At 73.4% G+C, this 17,014-nt stretch carries 12 protein-coding genes; 6 read left to right on the top strand and 6 right to left on the bottom strand.

The annotated features are described in order from the left end of the window. The first annotated feature begins 32 nt into the window (after nucleotides 1-32). Nucleotides 33-1,586 (top strand): adenosylhomocysteinase, encoded by a 1,554-nt coding sequence (ahcY, locus tag CITRI_RS0102140; RefSeq protein WP_010142919.1) that lies wholly within the window; start codon nucleotides 33-35, stop codon nucleotides 1,584-1,586. Between the two features lie 155 nt (nucleotides 1,587-1,741). On the opposite strand, the gene CITRI_RS0102135 is transcribed toward ahcY, so the two are convergent. Next, entirely contained in the window at nucleotides 1,742-2,545 is an 804-nt protein-coding gene (locus tag CITRI_RS0102135; protein WP_010142918.1) for an RDD family protein, read from the bottom strand. Between the two features lie 68 nt (nucleotides 2,546-2,613). On the opposite strand from CITRI_RS0102135, the gene CITRI_RS0102130 reads away from it, so the two are divergent. Both CITRI_RS0102130 and CITRI_RS20045 read left to right on the top strand, forming a co-directional pair. Then, complete coding sequence (locus CITRI_RS0102130) at nucleotides 2,614-3,606, top strand: stage II sporulation protein M (RefSeq protein ID WP_010142917.1); 993 nt, start codon at nucleotides 2,614-2,616, stop codon at nucleotides 3,604-3,606. Between the two features lie 130 nt (nucleotides 3,607-3,736). Further along, complete coding sequence (locus CITRI_RS20045; RefSeq protein WP_010142916.1) at nucleotides 3,737-5,248, top strand: TIGR01906 family membrane protein; 1,512 nt, start codon at nucleotides 3,737-3,739, stop codon at nucleotides 5,246-5,248. Between the two features lie 79 nt (nucleotides 5,249-5,327). Here the strand turns inward: CITRI_RS20045 and CITRI_RS0102120 are convergent, their stop codons facing one another. Together CITRI_RS0102120 and CITRI_RS0102115 are read right to left on the bottom strand one after the other, a co-directional pair. After that, the gene (locus CITRI_RS0102120) at nucleotides 5,328-7,145 is read right to left on the bottom strand and encodes a long-chain fatty acid--CoA ligase (protein WP_010142915.1); all 1,818 of its coding nucleotides are present in this window, start codon (nucleotides 7,143-7,145) and stop codon (nucleotides 5,328-5,330) included. A 17-nt stretch (nucleotides 7,146-7,162) separates the two neighbouring features. Next, on the bottom strand, nucleotides 7,163-8,842 hold the full coding sequence (locus CITRI_RS0102115; protein WP_010142914.1) for a dolichyl-phosphate-mannose--protein mannosyltransferase: 1,680 nt from the start codon (nucleotides 8,840-8,842) through the stop codon (nucleotides 7,163-7,165). A 54-nt stretch (nucleotides 8,843-8,896) separates the two neighbouring features. On the opposite strand from CITRI_RS0102115, the gene rsmI reads away from it, so the two are divergent. Beyond that, nucleotides 8,897-9,751 (top strand): 16S rRNA (cytidine(1402)-2'-O)-methyltransferase, encoded by an 855-nt coding sequence (gene rsmI, locus CITRI_RS0102110; RefSeq protein ID WP_010142913.1) that lies wholly within the window; start codon nucleotides 8,897-8,899, stop codon nucleotides 9,749-9,751. A 162-nt stretch (nucleotides 9,752-9,913) separates the two neighbouring features. Continuing rightward, nucleotides 9,914-11,398, top strand: coding sequence for an NAD-dependent succinate-semialdehyde dehydrogenase (locus CITRI_RS0102105; RefSeq protein ID WP_010142912.1), 1,485 nt, complete (start codon nucleotides 9,914-9,916; stop codon nucleotides 11,396-11,398). A 90-nt stretch (nucleotides 11,399-11,488) separates the two neighbouring features. Here the strand turns inward: CITRI_RS0102105 and CITRI_RS0102100 are convergent, their stop codons facing one another. The 3 genes from CITRI_RS0102100 to CITRI_RS15915 are packed head-to-tail and all read right to left on the bottom strand — an operon-like array spanning nucleotide 11,489 to nucleotide 16,136. After that, on the bottom strand, nucleotides 11,489-14,023 hold the full coding sequence (locus tag CITRI_RS0102100; protein ID WP_010142911.1) for a transglutaminase domain-containing protein: 2,535 nt from the start codon (nucleotides 14,021-14,023) through the stop codon (nucleotides 11,489-11,491). Further along, the gene (locus CITRI_RS0102095; protein ID WP_010142910.1) at nucleotides 14,020-15,135 is read right to left on the bottom strand and encodes a DUF58 domain-containing protein; all 1,116 of its coding nucleotides are present in this window, start codon (nucleotides 15,133-15,135) and stop codon (nucleotides 14,020-14,022) included. The genes CITRI_RS0102100 and CITRI_RS0102095 overlap by 4 nt, the downstream gene beginning before the upstream one ends. 14 nt (nucleotides 15,136-15,149) lie before the next feature. Continuing rightward, entirely contained in the window at nucleotides 15,150-16,136 is a 987-nt protein-coding gene (locus CITRI_RS15915) for a MoxR family ATPase (protein WP_010142909.1), read from the bottom strand. Between the two features lie 264 nt (nucleotides 16,137-16,400). Between CITRI_RS15915 and CITRI_RS0102085 the strand changes: the two genes are divergently transcribed. After that, the gene (locus tag CITRI_RS0102085) at nucleotides 16,401-17,012 is read left to right on the top strand and encodes a 50S ribosomal protein L25/general stress protein Ctc (RefSeq protein ID WP_010142907.1); all 612 of its coding nucleotides are present in this window, start codon (nucleotides 16,401-16,403) and stop codon (nucleotides 17,010-17,012) included. Nucleotides 17,013-17,014 lie beyond the last annotated feature (2 nt).

Here is a 17,014-nt window from a genome sequence, read left to right as displayed (position 1 = left end):
GCGGGCCCGCTGACTGTTCTAGGCTGGGGAGCATGACTGAGATCCCTGCCGACAGCGCCCCTAGCCCCGCGACCGATCCGGGCTACGCCAACCGCGTCACCGTGCCCGGGGCCACCTTCGACTTCGCCGTCCGCGACCTGTCCCTGGCCGAGGCCGGCCGGCACCAGATCCGCCTGGCCGAGCACGAGATGCCCGGACTGATGGCCCTGCGCGAGGAGTTCGGCGAGGCCCAGCCCCTCAAGGGGGCCCGCATCGCTGGGTCGCTGCACATGACCGTGCAGACCGCCGTGCTGATCGAGACCCTCACGGCCCTCGGCGCCGAGGTCCGCTGGGCGTCCTGCAACATCTTCTCCACCCAGGACGAGGCGGCCGCGGCGGTCGTCGTCGGCAACGGCACCCCCGAGGCCCCGGCCGGGGTGCCCGTCTTCGCCTGGAAGAACGAGACCCTGTCCGACTACTGGTGGACCGCCTCCCAGATCCTCGTCTGGCCCGGTGCGGACCAGGACCCGGAACTGGGCCCCAACATGATCCTGGACGACGGCGGAGACGCCACCCTGCTGGTGCACAAGGGCGTGGAGTTCGAGGCCGCCGGCGCCGTGCCGAGCCCCACCACGGATGACGCCGAGGAGTACCAGATCATCCTGGAGACACTGCGCGCCTCCATCCACGAGGACCCGCAGCGTTTCACCCGGATCGCAGCGGGCATCCGCGGCGTCACCGAGGAGACCACCACGGGCGTGCACCGGCTCTACCAGCTGGCCGAGGCCGGCCAGCTGCTGTTCCCGGCCATCAACGTCAACGACGCCGTGACCAAGTCCAAGTTCGACAACAAGTACGGCATCCGCCACTCGCTGCCGGACGGCATCATGCGGGGCACGGACGTGCTGATCGGCGGCAAGACCGCCGTGGTCTGCGGCTACGGGGACGTCGGCAAGGGGGCCGCCGAGGCCTTCCGCGGCCAGGGCGCGCGCGTGGTCGTCACCGAGGTGGACCCGATCAACGCCCTGCAGGCCGCGATGGACGGGTACCAGGTGGTCCGCCTGGACGAGGTCCTGGCCTCCGGGGACATCTTCATCACCACCACCGGTGGCAAGGACATCATCATGGCCCAGGACATGCTGCAGATGAAGGACAAGGCGATCGTCGGCAACGTCGGCCACTTCGACAACGAACTGGACATGGCCGGACTGTCCCGCGTGGACGGCGTGGTCAAGACCGAGATCAAGCCGCAGGTCCACGAGTGGACCTTCGACACCGGGACGGACACCGAGCGCTCGATCATCGTGCTCTCCGAGGGCCGGTTGCTGAACCTGGGCAATGCCACGGGCCACCCGTCCTTCGTCATGAGCGCCTCCTTCACCAACCAGGTGATGGCGCAGATGGAGCTCTTCGCCCGTCACGGCTCCATCACCGGCGAGGAGTACGGCAAGCAGGTCTACGTCCTGCCCAAGGTCCTGGACGAGAAGGTCGCCCGCCTGCACCTGGAGGCCCTCGGCGCGCACCTGACGGAGTTGAGCAAGGACCAGGCCGAGTACCTGGGCGTGGACGTGGCCGGCCCCTACAAGCCGGACCACTACCGCTACTGAGTTCTGTCCTCTCGTTCTGACCCATCACAGGATGGACAATTCCCCCCGGCATGACCGGGGGAATTGTCCATCCTGACGGGTTTATCCAGGATATGGTCGGCGGTTGGCCGCCGGCGGCCGGGGACAGTCGTCCGGGTGCTCCCGCCAGGCGGCCGTCAGGCGTAGGGCAGGGAGCGCATGCGACCGGCGGCTGCCTCGGTGGCCCGCTGCTGCCGGGTGAGCTGGGCATAGTCCCGGTTGCGCCGCTCGGCCATCACGGCCAGCAGGAACTCCTCCACGCTGGCGCCGGCGGGCGGTCCAGGTGCCACGAAGGGCGCCACCCGGGCCGCCAGCCGGGTGGCCGTGGCGTTCCGGGTGACCGGGGGGACCCGGTCCGCGGCGCGCAGGAACTGGGCCACGGAGGCGGCCAGGGCATCCGGGATGCGCCCGACGTCGGCCACGGCCGCCCAGCCCGTCATCGTCCCGGGCACCCCGGGCAGTGGCGCCGGGACACGCGGCCGTCGTTCGGTGACCACCCGGGTGCCGGCCACCATGTCCGCCAGTCGCTTGCCCCGTTCGTTGAACAGGGAGGCCAGCACCGCCACCGAACCGAGGGTCATCCACAGTTCGAACACGCCTAGCAGGACGCGGACCAGGACGTGCCGCAGCCGGATGGCGCCGCCGTCGTCCCGGACCACCCGCAGGCCGAAGGCGAGCTTGCCGGGGGAGCGGCCCCGGCTGAGGGTCTCCCACACCAGGGGCAGGCCGACCAGGCAGGCCACCACCAGGGTGAGGACAGCGGCCTGGGCGGCCGCGGGGTCGAGCTCCTCGACGACGGTGGCGGCCAGGGCCCACGCCGACAGCGCGAAGGCCCCTGCGATCACCAGGCCGTCCAGCAGTGCGCCGCCGGCCCGCACCACGAACGAGGCCGGCCGGATCTGCAGGACGACGGCCTCACCGGTCACCACCGTGGTCGTCATGCGTCCTCCCTCGTCGGGCCCTGCGGAGCGGGCCTCGGGCCAGCGTAGCCGCCGGTACCCTGAGGACCGTGGACCTGGACGCCTACACCGCCGTGCACCGCTCCCTGTGGGAGCGTCTCGACGCGTTGGCGAGGACCCGACGGCTCGACGCCGGACAGGCCGATGAGCTGCTCGAGCTCTACGGCCGGGCGTCGGCCCACCTGGCCGTGGTGCAGGCCCACGACCCGGACGGCCCCCAGGCGGCCGGGCTGTCCATGGTCCTGGCCCGGGCCCGCAACCGCATCACGGGTGCCCCGTCCAACGCGGCGGCCGGGTTCTCGCGCTTCTTCGTGGAGCAGCTGCCCGCGGCGTTCTACCGGATCCGCTGGCTGACCGTGGTCCTCGGGGCCCTGTTCTGCCTGGTGGCGGCCTGGTTCGGTCTCTGGGTGGCGCAGGAGCCGCAGGTGCTGGCCGCGCTGGGTAGCGAGGACCAGGTGCGCGAGTACGCCGAGGAGCGGTTTACCGGTTACTACTCCGAGAACCCGGCCGCGTCCTTCGCCGGCCAGGTCTGGACGAACAACGCCTGGATCGCCGCCCAGGAGGTGGCCTTCGGCATCACCGGTTACTTCGTGCCCTACGTCCTGTTCCTCAACGCCCAGGGCGTGGGGATCTCCGGTGGGGTGATGGCCGCCCACGGCGAACTGGACACCTTCTTCCTGTACATCCTCCCGCACGGGTTCATGGAGCTGACGGCCATCTTCATCGCCGGGGCGGCAGGCCTGCGGATCTTCTGGGCCTGGGTCGCCCCGGGCCAGCGGACCAGGCTGGACTCCCTGGCCGCGGAGGGCCGGTCCCTGATGACCGTGGCCGCCGGCCTGGTGCTCGTGCTGGCCGTGTCCGGAGTGGTCGAGGGGTTCGTGACGCCCTCGACGCTGCCCCACTGGCTGCGCCTGGGGCTGGGGGCGGCGGTGCTCGCCGCGTACTGGACCTACACGCTCGTGCTCGGCCGCCGCGCGGTGCGTGCCGGGGCCACCGGGGACCTCGAGGCCCACGACGCCGGTGCCCGCCGGCTCACCGCCTGAGTCCGGTCCCGCGGACACCGGGGGAGGGGGATCGTGCCCGGTCGCGGTGCGCCCCCGACGGCTCGGGTCCGGACGACACTAGGCTCGGTGCCGAGGACAGGCGACAGCGCAACGAGCGGGAGGCAACACCATGGCACGCACGAGTCCGGGCGGGGACAGCCGGGAGGACCGGGACACCGTCGACGACTGGGGTGGCACCCGTGGGGAGGACCTGGAGGCGCCGCAGTTTGAGAGCGGCCTGGACTACGCGGCATACGTCGAGGACGATGCCGCCGACGGGACCGACGGGACCGACGGGACCGCGTCCGGGACCGCGGACGGAACCGCTCAGGCCACGCCCGGCCGCGGGACCACCGGCGGCACCGACGCGGGCCGGGACGGGGTGCGTCCTCGCGAGGCCGAGGACTCCACGGACGAGATCCCGGCGTCCGCCGCCCGGGATGCGGGGCGGGATGCCGGGTGGAGCGCCGAGCGGGGCTCCGACACCGAGGTCCTGTCCGGTGCCGACCGGGGCTCCGACACCGAGGTCCTGTCCGGTGCCGACCGGCGCGAGACCGCGCAGGCCGAGGCGGGCACCCAGCCCACCCAGTCGATCGACCGCAGTGAGCTGGAGCGCCTGACCGCCGGCGACGGCGCCGGGAGCGGCGCGGCAGGAGCGGCACGGGGCACGGTCCGGGACCTGCCGGGTGCGCGTGCCCGGGGCGCGGACACCGACGTGGTGACCGCCACCGCCCGGCCGGAACCGCAACCCCAGCCGGCGAGTGCCTGGTCCGGTGGCCCGGGTGGCCTGCCGGCACCGGTCGCGGGGCACCCCCGCGGTCCTGCCGCCGGGCCGGCCACGCGGGAGCCCGAGGAGAACCGCCGCGAGCTGCGCGACGCGGAGGCCCGCGCCGCCGCCCGCGACGAGGCGCTGAAGGGGTCCCCGACGGGGCCGCGGGTGATGCAGGTGCTGCTGGCCGTCTTCTTCCCGGTGGTGGTGCTCATCGCTGCCGTGCGACTCGTCGCCTCGCCGGTGTTCCTGTGGATCGAGTACCACCGCCCGGGCTTCCCGGACGACCCGTACGGCTTCACCACCGACGACCGGCTCACCTACGGGTCGGCCGGCATGGACTACCTGTTCAATGCCGCGCCGGAGCGCTATCTCGGGGACCTCCAGCACGACGGGTCGGCCCTGTTCACGGGCACCGAGGTCTCCCACATGACGGACGTCAAGCTCGTCATGCTCATCACGATGGGCGTGGGCCTGCTGCTGGGCCTGCTGTGCCTGCTGTTCATGGTCGCGCTGTCCCGCGCCGCCAAGGGTGGGATCCGCCGCGCCCTGTTCGCGGGGTCCCTGTGGATGCTCGTGGTGCTGATCGCGCTCGGCATGCTGGCGGTGCTGGGCTGGCAGCAGTTCTTCGCCGCGTTCCACGGCCTGTTCTTCGCCGAGGGCACGTGGACGTTCCTGGCCAGCGACTCGCTGATCCGGCTCTACCCGAACCAGTTCTGGATCGATGCCGGGCTGGCCGTGGGCGTGCTCGTCCTGGTGACCCTGGTCCTCACGCTCGTGTTCACCTGGCCCACCCGGCGGCGCCGGTACGACTCGCGGCTGGCCCAGGAGGACCTGATCCGGCGTCGGAACGACTGGGCGGACGCGGCCTGACCACGCGTCCGCGACGGCGGCCGGGAGCACCGTGCTCCCGGCCGCCGTCGCGTTCCACGGACGGGCCGGGCCCGGCGGATCAGTAGGCCCGGTAGAGGTCCTCGATGGCGGCGGCGTAGTCGTCCATGACGACCTTGCGCTGCAGCTTCAGGGAGGGGGTCAGGTGGCCGGACTCCTCGGTGAGCTCGGTGTCGAGGATGAGGAACCGGCGCACGGACTCGGCGCGGGAGACCTGTTCGTTGGCCGCGTCCACCACCTTCTGGACCTCCTCCCGCACCCGCGGGTCCGTGCAGGCCTCCTGCAGGGTCGGCGCCGGCAGGCCCTGGGCGGTCGCCCACTGGGCCAGCCCGTCGGGATCCAGGGTGACCAGCGCGCCCACGTACGGCCGCCCGTCGCCGACCACGACCACCTGGGAGACCACCCCGGAGGACCGGATAGCCTCCTCGAGCGGGGTGGGGTAGACGTTCTTGCCGCCGGCGGTGACGATGATCTCCTTCTTCCGCCCGGTGACGTAGAGGAAGCCGTCCTCGTCCAGCCGACCGATGTCGCCGGACCGGAAGAACCCGTCGGCGTCGAAGGCGGCGGCGGTCTCCTCCGGCAGCCGGTGGTACCCGTCGAACACGATGGGGCCCTTGATGAGGATCTCCCGGTCGTCGGCGATCCGGATGGTGGTGCCGGGCACCGGCAGCCCCACCGAGCCCACCCGCGTGTGGCCGGGGATGTTGAGGGTGGCCGGGGCCGTGGTCTCGGTCAGGCCGTAGCCCTCCTGCATGCCCAGGCCCGCGCCGCGGAAGAAGTGGGCGAGCTCGGGGTTCAGCGCGCTCGCCCCGGAGACGGTGTACCTCGCCGCCCCGCCCAGGATGGCCCGGATCCTGGGGTACACGAGCCGGTCGAACAGGGCGTGCCGGGCCCTCAGCAGCGCGCCCGGGCCGTTGCCCTCGCCGCGGGCCTGGGAGTCCAGCGCCTCGGAGTACTCGATCGCCGTGCGCCGGGCGGCCGCGAAGACCTTCTCGGTGCCGCCCTCGCGGGCCTTGGCGGCGGCGCCGGCGTCGAGCTTCTCGAACACCCGCGGCACGGCCAGCAGCCAGGTGGGGTGGAAGGAGGCCAGGTCGGCGGTGAGGGTCTTCAGGTCCGAGGCGTGGGCGATCTGGATGCCGCCGACGAGGCAGACGTACTGCACGGCGTGGGCGAGCACGTGGGCCAGCGGCAGGAACATCAGGGTGCGCTGCTCGCCCCCGCCCACGATCTGCTCGGCGAAGGGCAGCAGGTTCACCGCACCCACGGCGAAGTTGCCGTGCGTGATCCGGGTGCCCTTCGGCCGGCCGGTGGTCCCGGAGGTGTACACGAGCGAGGCGAGGTCGGCCAGTGTGGCACTCGAGCGCGCGGCCTCCAGCGCCGCGTCGGTCACGCCCCGCCCGGCCTCGGCCAGGGCGGCGAGCCCCGCGGCGTCCAGGGACCCGATGCCCACCTCGACGCCGGCCAGTGCGGCCGCCCGCCGCACGGCGTCGGCCTGGCGGTCGGCCGCCGTGAACACCAACCGGGTGCCCGAGTCCGTCAGGATGTGCTGGACCTGGTGCGGGGAAGACGTCTCGTACACCGGCACGGAGGCGGCCCCGGCGAACCAGATGGCCTGGTCGATCACGGCCCACTCGTAGCTCGTGGGGGCCATGATCCCGACCATGGACCCCGGCTCCACGCCCCGGGCGATCAGACCCTTCGCCGCCGAGCGCACCTGCTCCAGGAAGGCCGCGTAGGACACGTCCACCCAGCCGCCGGCACCGTTGCGCACCGCGTACGCGGGGGAGTGGGGGCGGGCGGCCGCCACGGCCAGGAAATGGTCGGTGGCATTGGTCTCGGCCGGAAGGTCGGCGACCCGGTCCGTGCTGGCTTCTCGCATGCCCCGATGCTATCGGCTCAGATCCAGCTGCTCATCCACATCCGCGCCCGCCACTGCTCGTAGGGGATCATCTCGCCGGTCCAGACGGGCATGAAGAACGCACTGGTCAGCACGGCGACCAGGACGAACGACAACACCAGGACGGTGTTCCGGCGACGGTTCACCGGCCCGCCCAGGCGCAGCAGCGCACCCAGGCACAGGGTGACGGCCAGCACGAGGAAGGGCGCGTAGGCCACCGTGTAGAAGAAGAACATGGTGCGGTCCGGCCAGAGGAACCAGACCAGCTGGCCGGCGGCATAGGCGCCCAGGATCGCGCCGGCGCGCCAGTCGCGGCGGCCCAGCCAGATGAGCACCAGGGCCAGGACGGCCAGCAGGCCGGCCCACCAGATCACCGGGTTCGCCAGGTCGGTGATCGCCGCGGAACAGGTCTCGACCGGGCAGCCGGCGGCACCGTCGTCGTACCCCTGGTAGTAGAAGGAGGTGGGCCGGCCCATGAACGGCCAGGTCCACGGGCTCGAGGCGTAGTCGTGACCGGACTCCAGGCCGCCGTGGAACTGGGTGGACTGCCGGTGGTAGTCGGCCAGCGAGCGCAGCGCGCCGGGGACCAGGTGCTCCCACCACGCCACCGGCGGATGGCTCAGGTGCCACTGCCGGTTGTACCCGCCGGCCGTGACGAGCCACCCGGTCCAGGTGGCCAGGTAGGTGAGCGCGCCGACGCCGACCACGGCGACGAAGGCGTACAGGCCGTCCCGGACGATCCCGGCACGCAGCCAGTGCCGGATCCCGGCCACCCGGCGGGCATTGGCGTCCCACAGCACGCTCATCAGCCCGAACACCGCCACGAAGGCCAGCCCGGAGAGCTTCACCCCGCAGGCGGCGCCGAGCAGCACGCCGGCCACCAGCCGCCACGGGCGCCAGCCCAGCCAGGGTCCGTGGCGCACCGCCCACGGCGGCGGCACCCCGCCGTGGCGGTCGGCGACGCCGGCCAGCCGGCGGGCGAGCAGGGCCCGGCCGTGCGCCCGGTCCAGCAGCAGCGCGCCGAAGGCGGCCAGCACGAAGAAGGACAGGAAGATGTCCAGCAGGCCGGTGCGCGAGAGCACCAGGTGGTGGCCCTCGACGGCCAGCAGCAGCCCGGCCACTCCGCCCAGGAACACCGAGCGGAAGAGCCGCTGGGCGATCAGCGCGGTCAGCAGCACGGACAGCGTCCCGGCGATCGCCGCCGAGAACCGCCAGCCGACACCGTGGTCCGTGCCGAACCACAGCATGCCCAGGGCTATCAGCCACTTGCCCAGGGGTGGGTGCACCACGTACTCCGGGGAGTCCTCGGGCCGGGGATCCCCGGCGGCGAACTGCTCGTTGTGCTCCTCCGGCCAGTTCAGCTCGTAACCGGCCTGCAGCAGGGTGAAGGCGTCCTTGACGTAGTAGGTCTCGTCGAAGACCAACTGGTCGGGGTGGTCCAACCGGGCCAGGCGCAGCACCGCGGCCACCAGCGTCACGGCCAGCGGGACGATCCAGCCCCAGGGGCCGGGGTGGAAGCGCTCCCCGAGCAACCGCAGCCGCAGGGCGGCCTCGGTGTACGCCTCGAGGGGGGTCTCCAGCCAGCGGGCGCGTACGGGGGCCGGTTCCCGGCCCTCCGGCCGGGACGACGCCGCGGCGTCGGGCGCGGCCGACGGGGCGGAGTGCGGGGGCGGGAACACCCTGCCATGGTACGTGCAGGTCGGTGGGGGATCGCGGGCGCCTACGATGAGGGCATGGCTGATGCAGAGAACCCCGGTGGACGGATCGTGCTGGCGGCTACGCCCATCGGCAACCTCTCGGACGCCTCCGAGCACCTCAGGCACCTGCTGGCCACCGCGGACGTGGTGGCCGCCGAGGACACCCGCCGCGCCCACCACCTGGCCCAGGGCCTGGGCGTCAGGATCACCGGGAAGGTCGTCAGCCACCACGAGCACAACGAACGCGAGTCCACGCAGGAGCTGCTGGACGCCGCCCGGAACGGCGCCGTGGTGGCGGTCGTCACCGACGCCGGCATGCCGCTGGTCTCCGACCCCGGCTACCGGCTGGTCTCGACCGCGGCCCGGGAGGACGTGCCGGTGACCTGCGCCCCCGGCCCGAGCGCGGTGACCACCGCGCTGGCGTTGTCCGGACTGCCCACCGACCGCTTCGCCTTCGAGGGGTTCCTGCCGCGCAAGGAGGGGGAGCGCTCGCGACTGCTCACCGAGCTGTCCCGGGACGCCCGGACCCTGGTCTTCTTCGAGTCACCGCACCGTCTGGCCGCGACCCTGTCCTCCCTGCGGGAGGCCTTCGGGGCCGACCGCCCCGCCTGCGTGGCCCGTGAACTGACCAAGCTCCACGAGGAGGTCGTCCGGGACAGCCTCGAGGGCCTGCTCGAGTGGGCGGGCTCGAAGGACGTCAGGGGTGAGATCGTCATCGTCACCGCCGGGGCCACCAGCGAACCGGACACGGACACGGCCGGCCAGGTGGCCGACGTCGAGGTCCTCGTGGCCTCCGGCACCCGGCTCAAGGAGGCCGTGGCCACCGTGGCCGCGGCCCGCGGGGTGCCCAAGCGGGAGCTGTACGAGGCGGTCCTGGCCTCCCGGCAGTAGGGCGGAACAACGCCCCGACGGGCCCGCACAGTGCACCGGTGTCGCATTGTGACCTGTGCAGGATGGCCCCACGGGCGGCAGTAGTCTGAGGTGAACGGTCCCCGACGACGGCGACACCCGCCGCCGGCCGACCGAGCCGACCGACCGGAAATGAGGTTCCCCATGACTGTCACCGCCGAACGCGAGCAGGAACTGCTGCAGTCCGTCCCCACCGGCCTGCTGATCAACGGAGAGTGGCGGGACGCCACCTCCGGCAAGACCCTGGACGTGCACGACCCGGCCACCGGCAAGGTCCTGCTCTCCATCCAGGACGGCAACTCGGACGATGCCCTGGCCGCCCTGGACGCCGCCGCCGCCGTGCAGGCCGAATGGGCGCTGACCGCCCCGCGCGAGCGCGCCGAGATCCTGCGCCGCGCCTTCGACCTGGTCACCGCCCGCGCCGAGGACTTCGCCCTGTTGATGACCCTGGAGATGGGCAAGCCGCTGGCCGAGGCCCGCGGTGAGGTCGCCTATGGCGCCGAGTTCCTGCGCTGGTTCTCCGAGGAGACGGTGCGCCACTACGGCCGCTACTTCACCTCGCCCGAGGGCAAGAACAAGATGATCGTGACGCACAAGCCCGTGGGCCCGTCGCTGCTGATCACCCCGTGGAACTTCCCGCTGGCCATGGCCACCCGCAAGGTCGCCCCGGCGGTGGCCGCCGGCTGCACCATGGTGCTCAAGCCCGCCAAGCTCACCCCGCTGACCTCCATGCTCTTCGCCCAGGTCATGCAGGAGGCGGGCCTGCCGGCCGGCGTGCTCAACGTCGTCGCCGGGTCCTCTGCCTCCGCGATCTCCGGGCCGCTGATGAAGGACTCCCGCCTGCGCAAGGTGTCCTTCACCGGATCCACCCCGGTCGGCGTGCGACTGATGCAGGATGCCGCCCAGAACGTGCTGCGCACCTCGATGGAGCTCGGCGGCAACGCCCCGTTCCTGGTCTTCGAGGACGCCGACCTGGACGCCGCCGTCGAGGGGGCCATGGCCGCCAAGATGCGCAATATGGGTGAGGCCTGCACCGCCGCGAACCGCTTCATCGTGCACGAGGACGTGGCCGAGGAGTTCACGGCCAAGTTCGCCGCCGCACTGGCCGCGCTGAACCCGGCCCGCGGCACCGAGCCGGACTCCACCGTGGGCCCGATCATCGACGGCGGCGCGCGGGACGACATCCACGCCCTGGTCCAGGAGTCCGTCGCGGCCGGTGGCGAGGTCGTCACCGGTGGCACGCCCAAGGAGGGCGAGGGCTTCTTCTACATCCCGACCCTGCTGTCCGTGGGCAAGGACAACCCGATCCTGTCCCAGGAGATCTTCGGCCCGGTGGCCCCGGTGACGACCTTCGCCACCGAGCAGGAGGCCATCGAGCTGGCCAACGCCTCCCAGTACGGCCTGGCGTCCTACATCTACACTAAGGACGTCAACACGATGTTCCGGGTCTCCGAGCAGATCGAGTTCGGCCTGGTCGGCTTCAACGCGGGCGTCATCTCCAACGCCTCCGCCCCGTTCGGCGGCGTGAAGCAGTCGGGCCTGGGACGCGAGGGCGGCGCCGAGGGCATCGAGGAGTACACCACGGTGCAGTACATCGGCATCGCCGACCCCTACGCCGCGAAGAAGTAGTCCGGCCCCTCCACAGTCCAGCACACCGCACGGGCCCGGCTTCGGCCGGGCCCGTGCCGTGTGCGGGCACCGACGGTGGGGTGCACCCGGTCACCCGCGCCGGTGGCGGTCCCTGGTCCAGTCGAGCCAGCCGGGCCAGCCGGGCCGGTCGGGCCGGGCGGACGATCCGGGTCGGCCCGAGGCGGGCAGCAGTGACGCGGGCAGCCACCGGGCCCGGCGCCGGACGGCCGGGTCCGCGGCCTGCTCCAGGGCGGTGACGAGCGCCCGGACCCGCCCCACCGTCCCGGGCACCGTCGCGGGGGCGGGTGAGGTGTCCGGGGCGTAGCGGGCCCAGGAGATGGCGTCGACGATCGCCTCGACCTCCCGGTCCACGGCCGCCACGGTGGCGGTGGCCCCACTCCTGCCGTCCGGCCGGGCCCCGTCCCGGGTGCTCCGGGCCACCAGCCGGTGCGCGAACGCCGGTTCGGGCTCGTACGCCCGGCGCCCCAGGCCCAGGTCCGTCGCGGTGTCCTCCAGTTCCTGCCACGCGTCCCGGACCTGCCGGCGCATCCACCGCGCCTCGGCCGCGGGGTCCGGTCCGTCGATCGCCCTCGGGGCCGGGTCTTGCGCCTGATGGGGGCGAGCCCCCAGCCGCCGGCGCCGCCGTCGGGCACGGAGCCAGCGGGGCAGCACGGCCAGTCCGGCCAGGACCGCCACCAGTGTCAGGCCGAGCACCATCGAGCCGACCGTCCGGTCGACGCGGGCCGTGCCGTCCCGCCCCGCGGGTCCCGATCCCTCCCCGCCGGGTCCGGACGCGGGGAGGGGCGCGTTCGGCGACGCGGCCGTTCCGGGCAGCCTGGGGTCGGCCTCGGGTGCCGGGTCACCGGAGCCCCGGGCCTGCGTGTAACCGGGGGTCCGTCCCACCCCCGGGGTGGGCTCGAAGGGGACCCAGCCGACGCCGTTCAGGTACAGCTCCGGCCAGGAGTGGGCCCGGTCCGAGGTCACCCGGTGGTGCGTCCCGGTGCCCGGGGTCGCGGCGACGGGTGCGTAGCCCACCACCACCCGGGCGGGGATGCCCACGGACTGGGCCATCATGGTCATCGCTGAGGCGTAGTGGATGCAGTATCCGGCCCCGGCCTCGAGGAATTGCTCGGTCATCCGGAGTCCCGAGCCGTCGTAGCCCCGCTCCACGGGGGCGGTCTCGGAGTAGGTGAAGCGCCCGGAGGTCAGGTGCGCCTGGATGGCGGCGGCCTGCTCCACGGGGTTGGCCATCCCGGCGGTGACCCCCCGGGCCAGGGCCTCGACCCGGGAGCCCTCCAGCTCCGGTCCGGCGCCCCAGCGGTTGTAGATGCCCTGCGGAGCGCCCGGGCGGGTCAGCGAGGCCAGCTCCTCCAGGCCCATCCGCACGGGGACGACGGCGGCCCGGTAGTCGAGATCCACCGGAGTCGACTCCCGGCGGTAGGCGACGGAGGTGGACGGTTCCACCTGCCAGCCCCACTCGCCCACGACCTGGTCCACGCGCCAGACCTGGTCCGGCAGCGGGGCCCAATTCCCGGACCAGTCGTCCAGGGACAGGCTCACCACCGACCAGGGACCGTCCCCGCCGGCGGCGGCCTGCGCCAGGAGCCGGTCCGAACCGCCGGCCAACCGCGCACCGGCGGGGTCGAAACCCGTGATGGTGGGCGGCCCCGAGTACTGGGGTGGCACGGCCTCCCAGGGTGAGTCGTGGACATCGTCCACCACCGCGGTGCGCAGGTAGACGCCCCGGCCGTCCTCGGTCTCGTAGCTGATCCCGGCGTACCCGGTGGAGCTGCGCAGCTCGCGGCCGAGGTCGGCGGCCGGGTTGACCGGGCCCGCACCCTGGCCGAGCACGAAGCGCTGCCCCTCGGGGGCCAGACCGGTGGCCAGGAACGGCACCTGGGTGGCTCCCGCCACGAGGGCGGCCACGGCCGCCGCGCCGGCCGCCACCGTGCCCGCCGGCCAGGAGGCGCCGCCGGCCGGGCGGTCGGACTCCGGGCGGGCCCCCGGGGCGGGCGCCTCGTGGATCAGGGACAGCAGGGAGTCACTGCCCACCGCCAGCAGGGCCAGCCAGGCCCCGGCGGCGACGGCCAGTGCCGGCCACGGGGTCACCCCGGCCGTGATCACGGCCGCAGCCCCGATCAGGGCCAGCGGCGGGATCCCGGCGATCGCGGGGGAGCGCAGCCCGACGGCGATCGCGTCGGTCACCAGGGCGGTCAGTGCCAGGACCGCCCCGACGGCGGCCAGCACCGGATCCGTGGGCGTCACCGGGACGGTGTCCGTCCAGATGGTCTCGCGCAGCTCCGCGGCCGAGGTGGCGATTGCCCCCGCCGTCTCCCCCTGCGGCAGCAGTCCCGCCAGGAGCGTCTCGGGCCACCACTGCAGGCACCAGGTCCCGGCGGCGACCGCGAGCCCCGCCAGCAGGGGGCGGAGCATCCGGCCTCCGAGGGAGCGGACGGTGGCTGCTCCGGCCAGTCCCAGGACGGCCGGCGCGGACGATGGCGGCAACCAGGCCGCGGGCGCGGCATCGAACACGGCGCCCAGGGACAGCGCGGCGGCGACCACCAGGGCACCGGAGAGGGCGGCCAGCAGCCAGGCGGCCCCGGCCCGGGACAACACGCCGGTCATGTCCGGACCTCTGCCACCAGCCAGCCGTCCTGCTCGAGCGCGGCGGCGGGCCTCACCGGCCCGACCGGCCCGGCCTCACCGGCCCCGAACAGCAGGGCCACGCGGTGCAGGGTGCGGGGCAGGGTGACCATGACCGGCACGTCCTGCCCGATCGCGGTGCCCAGCAGGGCGATGACGGTGGTGGCCTGGGAGGGCAGGGCGGAGGGCCAGGCCGCCTCCCGGAGCGCCGGTTCGAGCACGGCGCCGGCCAGCTCGGGCTCCAACCGGTTGCCGTCCTGGTCCATCAGCAGCACGTGGTGGCCGGAGGAGTGCAACCGCTCGATGACCGCCGCGGCCACGCTGACCGCCCGCTCGAACGCCGCGGACGTCGTCCAGCCCCGCCCCGCCCCACCGTCCACCTGGTGCCGGCCGGTGGCGAAGGAGACCGCCCGGCAGTCCAGGACCACCACGGTCCAGGGGTCGTGGGCCCACTCCTCCTGGCGCACCATGAGCCGTCCGGTGCGGGCCGTGGCACCCCAGTGCACCCGCGTCAGGGCGTCCCCGTCCCGGTGGTCCCGCACGAGCAGGTCATCCGGGGCCGCCTCGCTGCCGAGCAGGTCCGCCGCGTCGTGCTCCCCGGTCCCCGCCCGCAGGACCCCGTCCAGTGCCTCGTCGTCCAGCGGCTGCGGCAGCACCCGCACCCGGCTCGTGGCCGCCACCGGTGCGCTCCCGGTCCACAGGCCGAACGGGCCGCGCAGGTGCGTCAATGCCGGGCCGACGTCGTACACCCCCCGCCGGGGCGCCGGCCACCGGTAACCACCGGGCGGCACCGGCACCGGGGCACGGCCGGGCAGCGCGTCCCTGAGGCCGGGCACCACGCCCGAGAACGTCACCCGCACGTCACCCCCGGCCACGAGGACCCGGGGGGACACCGTGCGCACCAACCGGGTCCGGCGGGCCAGGTGCGCGTGCACGGCCAGCGCGGCCAGGGAGGCGGCGAGGAGCGCGGCCAGGAACACCCCGATCGCGATGGCCTCCCGCCGGCCCAGCACCAGTCCGCCGAGCACCAGCACCGCGGCGGCCACCGCGATGGCCAGCCCCCGCGTCGTCGGTTTCAGTGGACCGGTGCCCATCGTCCCACCCGGTCTCAGGCACCGGCCGGGACGGCCACGGAGTGCAGGATGCGGTCGGTGACCGCCTCGGCCTCCGCGGCGTCGTGCGCGGACCGGCGCCGCAGCATCAGCCGGTGCGGGAACACCACGCCCACGACGTCCGTCACGTCCTGCGGCGTCACGTAGGACCGGCCGTTCAGCGCGGCCTCGGCCTTCGCCGCCCGGGTGAGCTGCAGCAGGGACCGGGGGCTGGCTCCCACCAGCACGTCCGCGTGCTGTCGGCTGGCCCGGCCCAGGGCCACCACGTACCGGGCCACGGGCTCGGAGACGTGCACCCGGGAGACGGCCTCGATCATCTGCAGCACCTCGTCGGTGGTCGTCACCGGGGCGAGCCGGTTGACGGGAGCGGCCGAGGGCAGCGGACCGTGGTGGGTGCGCAGCATCTGCAGTTCGGCGTCCTCGTCCGGATAGCCCATGGTGATCCGGGCCATGAACCGGTCCCGCTGTGCCTCCGGGAGGGGATAGGTGCCCTCGGACTCGACCGGGTTCTGGGTGGCCACCACCATGAACGGCTCGTCCAGCCGGTGGGTGGTGCCGTCCACGGTGACCTGGTGTTCCTCCATGCACTCCAGCAGCGCGGACTGGGTCTTGGCGGAGGCCCGGTTGATCTCGTCCCCGATCACGACGTTGGCGAACACCGCCCCGGCCCGGAACTCGAAGGTGTGCCGGTCCTGGTTGAACACGGAGACCCCCGTGACGTCCGAGGGCAGCAGGTCCGGGGTGAACTGGATGCGGTTGACGGTGCCGCCCACGGTCCGCGCCAGGGCCTTGGTCAGCAGGGTCTTGCCCACGCCGGGGACGTCCTCCACCAGCAGGTGGCCGCCGGCCAGCAGGACCAGGACGGCCGTGCGGACCGCCCGGTGCTTGCCGTCCACCACGGAGTCCATGGCCGAGAGCATGGCGGCGGTGGTGGCCGTCAGCCGCTCACCACCGGCCTCCCAGTCCTGCTGCGGGTTCTCCACGGGTCCTCCTGGGGATAGGGGTGCGGACACCACGGCCGGGTCGTTCCGCCAGCCTACTGGCACCACTGGTAGGATGGTCGGCGTTGCCCAGGCGAGGGAGCGTCCCGCTCCGTGATCGACGAGGCCGCCGCACCTCCTGGACCGTCGTCCCGGTGGGTCCAGTCCGGACTCCCGGCGGGTCCGCACGAGGGGATGTGGCGAAGTCCTGCCTGGAAGGCCCGTTCCACCGACGGTGGAGCGGAGAGCGAGTACAGGAGGAGAACCATGAGCGACATGATCAAGATCCAGGTCACCCTGCGTGACGACTTCGGCAAGGGCGCCGCGCGCCAGGCCCGCCGCGCCGGCCAGATCCCGGCCGTCGTCTACGGCCACGGCACCGACCCGGTCCACATCCTGATGCCGGCCCAGCAGACCACGCTGGCCGTCCGCAACCCGAACGCCCTGCTGACGCTGGTGCACGACGGCGAGGAGCACCTCGTGCTGCCGAAGGACATCCAGCGCAACTTCATCAAGCAGACCGTCGACCACCTCGACCTGCTCGTGGTGCGCAAGGGCGAGAAGGTCGTCGTGGACGTGCCCGTGCACGTCGAGGGCGAGGCCGCACCGAGCACCGTGTTCAACCTCGAGGAGGCCACCGTGCCGGTGCTGGCCGAGGCCACCCACCTGCCGGACAACGTCACCATCGTCATCGAGGGCCGCGCCGCGGGCGAGCACGTCTACGGCCGCGACATCCAGCTGCCGGCCGGCACCACCCTGGAGCTGGAGGACGACTACGTCATCGCCACCATCTCCGAGCCCACCGTCCAGGACCTGGGCGAGACCGGTGAGGGCGAGGGGTCGGCCGAGGGCGCCTCCGAGGCCCCGGCCGAGGGCTGATC

This window comes from Citricoccus sp. CH26A (assembly GCF_000224415.1).
Classification (GTDB): Bacteria; Actinomycetota; Actinomycetes; order Actinomycetales; family Micrococcaceae; genus Citricoccus.
The sequence above is the reverse complement of the archived record's forward strand: the minus strand, read 5'-3'. Positions and strand labels throughout refer to the sequence as shown.